3 protein-coding genes are annotated in these 3,501 nt (G+C 67.3%); 1 reads left to right on the top strand and 2 read right to left on the bottom strand.

The features are described 5' to 3' along the window. Positions 1-1,124, top strand: a 1,124-nt coding sequence (locus tag L981_RS32770; protein WP_043627031.1) for an ABC transporter ATP-binding protein, incomplete at its 5' end; no start/stop codon positions are given. A 70-nt stretch (positions 1,125-1,194) separates the two neighbouring features. On the opposite strand, the gene L981_RS32765 is transcribed toward L981_RS32770, so the two are convergent. Both L981_RS32765 and L981_RS32760 read right to left on the bottom strand, forming a co-directional pair. Further along, entirely contained in the window at positions 1,195-2,568 is a 1,374-nt protein-coding gene (locus tag L981_RS32765; RefSeq protein WP_043627029.1) for an ATP-binding protein, read from the bottom strand. Further along, the gene (locus tag L981_RS32760) at positions 2,568-3,230 is read right to left on the bottom strand and encodes a response regulator transcription factor (protein WP_043627025.1); all 663 of its coding nucleotides are present in this window, start codon (positions 3,228-3,230) and stop codon (positions 2,568-2,570) included. The genes L981_RS32765 and L981_RS32760 overlap by 1 nt, the downstream gene beginning before the upstream one ends. Positions 3,231-3,501 lie beyond the last annotated feature (271 nt).

The following is a 3,501-nucleotide window of genomic DNA, read 5'->3' as shown; positions in this document are numbered from 1 at the left end:
ACGAGCCGACGACGGCGCTCGACGTCACCGTGCAGGCGCAGATCCTGACGCTGATGAAGGAGCTGAAGCGCGAATTCGGCGCCTCGATCGTGCTCATCACCCATGACATGGGCGTGGTCGCGCAGATGGCCGACCGCGTGGTCATCATGCAGCAGGGCCGCATCGTCGAGCAGGGCGACGTGCTGCCGATCTTCCGCTCGCCGCGCGAGCGCTACACCCAGGAGCTATTGGCGGCCGTGCCGAGGCTCGGGGCGCATGCCGGCACCGACGGCCCACCGCGTATCGCCGCCACGGCTGCGGCAGCGGTCCCGCGCACTGCAAGCCCGGTCCTTTCGGTGCGCGACCTCGCCGTCTTTTACGGCAAGAAACCGGGTGGTCTTCTGGGCGGAAAGAAGCAGGCGGCCGCCGTCAGCGACGTTTCCTTCGACATCTTCCCCGGCGAAACGCTGGGGCTCGTCGGCGAAAGCGGATCGGGCAAGTCGACCACCGGCAAGGCAGTGCTCGGCCTCATTCCATTCGATGGCGATGTGGCGATCGACGGCCAGCAGATCGGCGCGTTGTCGCAACGCCAGATGCGGCCCGTGCGCCGCTCCGCGCAGATGATCTTTCAGGATCCCTATGCCTCGCTCGACCCGCGCATGGCGGTCGGGGCGGCGATTGCCGAGCCGCTGCTCATCCATGGCATCGGCAATCGCAGCGAACGCACGGATCGCGTTGCCGATCTGCTGCGGCGTGTCGGCCTCGGGCCCGATGCCGCCAGCCGCTATCCGCACGAGTTTTCCGGGGGACAGCGGCAGCGCATCTGCATTGCCCGCGCGCTGGCGGTCAATCCGAAGCTGATTGTCGCCGATGAAAGCGTGGCAGCGCTCGACGTCTCGGTTCGGGCACGCGTGCTCGACCTGATGCTCGAACTGCAGGAGACGATGGGCCTTGCCTATCTCTTCGTCTCGCACGACATGGCTGTGATCGAGCGGATGTCGCACCATGTCGCCGTCATGCGCGGCGGCCGCATCGTCGAGATGGGAACGCGCCGGGCCGTGTTCGAGGATCCGCAGGACGCCTATACCCGGGCGCTGATGGCCGCCGTGCCGCTGCCGGACCCGCCGATGCGGAAAAGCGCCTAGAGCGATATCAGAAGAAGGCGGGTGCGGTTTTCGCCCGCATCCCGCTGCTGCTCGAAACAGCCCGGCTCGCTCACTGCGCGAGGGCTTGCGGCAACACGATGCGGGCCGAGAGGCCACCGCTCGGTCGGTTGCGCAGTTCGAGCTCGGCGCCGGTGCGGTCAAGCGCGCGCTCGACGATGCTGAGGCCGAGCCCGCTGCCGGCAGCCGCCTTGAACCGGCCGCGGAAGAAGCGCTCGGTCACGCGCGGCATTTCCTCTTCGGGGATTCCGGGGCCCTCGTCGTCGATCGCGATCACCAGATGCTGGTCCCGACGCTCGGCGTGGCAGCGAACCGTTGTGCCCGGTGGCGAATGGTTGACGGCGTTTTCGAGCAGGTTGCGCGCCGCGAGCCGGAAGAGGTCCGGATCCATGCTGATGCGCAGGCCGGACATCGCCGCGTCGATGACGACATCGCCGCGATGGGGCTGACCGGCAAGTTCGGTCCTGAGACCTGCCAGCATCTCGCCGACATCGAAACCGGCTGCTGGCCTGGCGCTCTCGGTGGCTTCGACCGAGGCGATGTCGAGCAATTGCCGCACCAGCTTGCCTGTGCGATCCACTCCGGCGACGATCTGCCCGAGCGCCTTTTCGCGGATTTCGCCGTCGTCGCTGGCAAGCGCCACCTGCGCCTGCGTCTTCAGGCCGGCGAGCGGCGTGCGCAACTCGTGCGCGGCAAAGGCGATGAAATTCTGCTCGCGTTCGCGGGCGCCGGCGACGCGGGCAAAGAGGCCGTTCAGCGACTTCAGCACCGGGCTGATCTCGCGCGTCGTGCCGGTGTCCTCGATCGCGTGCAGGTCGGAAGCTTCGCGCGCGGCAAGGTCGCCGGCAAGCTTGCGCAGCGGCGCAAGGCCACGCCCGACGCAGAGCCAGATCAAGACGGCCAGAAGCGGAATGATCAGCAGCGCCGGCAGCAGCAGCCCCTTGACCAGGTCGTTGACCAGCCGGTCACGGATGCGCAGGTTGTCGCCGACGAGCACGCGCACGCCGAGGCTCGCATTCTCCACCGCAAAGACGCGCCAGGTCTCGCCGTTGATGACGGTTTCGGAGAAGCCCATCGCATGGGGCGCAAGCGTCGTGTCGGGCGCGCTGTCCGACTTGCCGATCAAGGTTCCATCCAGCGACCAGATCTGACAGGAGAGCTGGCGGTCGTAATGCGGGTGCTCCAGCAGCGGGATCCGGATCGCGCTCTGTGCCGGGCGGCTGGCGGGGGTGTTGCCTTCCTCCTTCATCATGTCGGGGCTGACGATTAGCGAATTCACCATGCGCGCCGCCTCCATCAGCCGCGCGTCGAGCACGCGCTCCACTTCGGCGCGGGTGCTGAGGAAGATCCAGACGGTGGCCGACAGCCATAGAAGGCCCGTCGTGATCAGGAGGATGGCGAAAAGCCGGGCGCGCAGCGATTGCATCAGCCGGCTCCGCCCAGCCGGTAGCCGATGCCGCGGATGGTTTCGATCAGTCCCGGGCCGAGCTTGCTGCGCAGATGGTGGATGTGCACCTCGACGGCATTGCTCTCGATTTCCTCCTGCCAGCCGTAGAGTTTGTCCTCCAGCTTGGTCTTGGAGAAAATCACCCCCGGGTGCGCCATCAGCGTATGCAGGATGGAGTATTCGCGCCGCGACAGCTGCACCGGCTTGCCCGCCTGTTCCACCGATTGCCTGGCCGGATCGAGCCTGAGCGTCGACCATTCCAGCGCGGCGGTCGCCCGGCCGCTGGAGCGTCGGGCCAGCGCCCGAAGCCGGGCGGCGACCTCGTCGAGGTCGAAGGGTTTGCCGAGATAGTCGTCGGCGCCGGTGTCGAGGCCGGCGACGCGGTCGCGCACGGTGTCGCGTGCGGTCAGCAGCAGCACCGGAATGTCGCTCTGCCTGGCGCGCAGGTCCCGCAGGATGTCGAGGCCGGAGCCGTCGGGCAGCATCAGATCGAGCACGACCGCGTCGAAGCCGTTGGCGGCAAGCGCCGTCGCTGCTGCGTCGCAGGTGCCGACGGCATCGGTGGTGAAGCCCGCCAGCGCCAGGCCGACCTTCAGGCCGTCTCTAAGGATATCGTCGTCTTCGACGATCAGGACTCGCATCGCTACTCCTAACATTTCTGAGAGCGCGATCCTTTAACCGCTCCCTTAAGGCAGCCTTAAGGTAGGACTTCCCTCTGAGGCGGCATTGCAACAATCGAATCGTTGAATGCCCGATATGACCGAAGCACACGAGCCTTCTTCTTCCACGGCCGATCACAAGACCGGCATCACGCTGACCCGCCGCGGCCTCGTCGTCGGCGTGGCCTCGCTGTTCGTCACCGGCTGCGCGACCGCCCGCCCGACGCCGGCGGTGGTGCCGGCGGCCGTAACG

The sequence above is a fragment of the Ensifer sp. ZNC0028 genome, assembly GCF_000799055.1.
In the GTDB taxonomy this organism is placed as follows: domain Bacteria; phylum Pseudomonadota; class Alphaproteobacteria; order Rhizobiales; family Rhizobiaceae; genus Ensifer.
The sequence above is the reverse complement of the archived record's forward strand: the minus strand, read 5'-3'. Positions and strand labels throughout refer to the sequence as shown.